The sequence below is a fragment of the Bacillus sp. JJ1474 genome (genome assembly GCF_036965225.1).
In the GTDB taxonomy this organism is placed as follows: domain Bacteria; phylum Bacillota; class Bacilli; order Bacillales; family Cytobacillaceae; genus Cytobacillus.
In genome coordinates this window covers 1,979-3,592 of record NZ_JBALPC010000011.1, presented here as the reverse complement: position 1 = coordinate 3,592, position 1,614 = coordinate 1,979, and the positions used below count along the sequence as shown (strand labels likewise).

At 34.1% G+C, this 1,614-nt stretch carries 2 protein-coding genes; both read left to right on the top strand.

Going from position 1 to position 1,614, the window contains the following annotated elements; genetic code table 11:
- Positions 1-161: 161 nt before the first annotated feature.
- Positions 162-1,166 carry a DUF3231 family protein gene (locus V7164_RS02240; protein WP_335347382.1) on the top strand — a complete coding sequence of 335 codons (1,005 nt, stop codon included), beginning with the start codon at positions 162-164 and terminating at the stop codon, positions 1,164-1,166.
- A 27-nt stretch (positions 1,167-1,193) separates the two neighbouring features.
- A partial coding sequence (locus V7164_RS02235) for a hypothetical protein (RefSeq protein WP_335353323.1) occupies positions 1,194-1,614 on the top strand: 421 nt, incomplete at its 3' end.

Sequence of the window (1,614 nt, the reverse complement as noted above, 5' to 3'; positions counted from 1 at the left end):
AAGAAAGACGCTTTCCTTATTTCAGAAAAGCGCCCGATTGCGGAGTATTAAAAATGCGAAAAAGATGCAAAAATGACTTCTTAGTAATTTTACTTTTGTTCAGATCCTTTTTTATTCATAGTTCTTGCTCTATTAGAACATAATACTCAAGAGGTGATAACGTGGATAAAGACAAATTAAAACTCACATCTTCTGAAATAGGAACACTATGGGGTGAGTATGTAAATGGAACAGCCATTGAAATTGTAATTAGGTATATGTTTTCTATTATTGAGGACGAGTCCATAAAATCTATTTTTAAAGATGCAATCGTGACGTTTGCAAAACAAAAGAAACAAATCGTAACTTTTATAGAGAATGAAGGATTTCCAGTACCAATTGGATTTACTGAATCTGATCTTAACAAAGGCAAAGAGAGACTGTTTAGCGATATATTTTGCCTAAATTATTTACATATCATGACTTTACATGGTTTACTAGGACATTCAACTTCATTAGGTACTTCTGTCAGAGAGGACTTAAGGTTTTTTTACGACTCATGTGATAATGATGGGAAGCGGATGTATCATCAAACAATTGACTTATTACTTGAGAAAGGGAGTTTTCAGAGAGACCCTTTATTCTATCCTGCTGAAAATCCTGAATTTATTTCTACCCAAGATTTTACCGATGGATTTTTCGGAAAAGGTAGGTCATTAACTGCAATTGAAGTCATAAGTATTTCTTTCAACCTAAAAAAGAGTATTATGACAAAAACTCTTTCTATTGCATTTAGCCAAGTCGCTCAGACAAAAGAAGTAAGGAGATTCTTAGAGGATTCTGAGAAAGCGGCAAATGAACAAATACAGGACTTTTCAAACATAATGAAGAAAGATAATTTACCAACTCCTAAGTCTTGGGAAACAGAAGTGACTAATTCAACAGACTCTCCTTTTTCAGATAAGTTAATGATGTATCATATGGGATTCTTGTTTCAAACTGCACAGGCTTATCATGGGACAGGTCTAGCGTCAGCCATGCGAACAGACCTTGTTGCTACTTACGAAAAAACAATTCTACAAAATCTTATGGTGATTAAAAAGTGGTTTAATATTATGGTGGAAAATAATTGGTTAGAACAGCCACCTCTTGCTCCTAATAGACAGGAAATTGCAAAAGAAAAATAATAGAAATAATTTATTAGGGTATATAGAATGACTAAAAGTGTATTTGAAATACTAATGTGGAGTATTGCACTTCCAGGTTTTGGTCAATATTTAAACAGAAAATACTTTAAAGGCACAGTACTCTTGATCCTTGAATTCCTGATAAATGTACAAGCCAATTTTAACCAGCTCATACTTTTAAGCTTTCACGGGGAAATTGGTGATGCCATAAAACAGGCAGATTATCAGTGGCTGATGTTTTACCCTTGTTTATATTTTTTTTCGATGTGGGATGCTGTAAAAGATGCAGGCGGTGGGAAAGATACTTGGTCTTTTCTTCCGTATGTATTCGCTGCATTTTTTGTAACGGTTGGATTGATTTTTTCCTCAAAAGTAACGATATTTGGAGTGCTATTTGGTCCTGTTTGGCTCCCAATGTTATTTGTTTTTCCTGGAGTAATAATTGGAG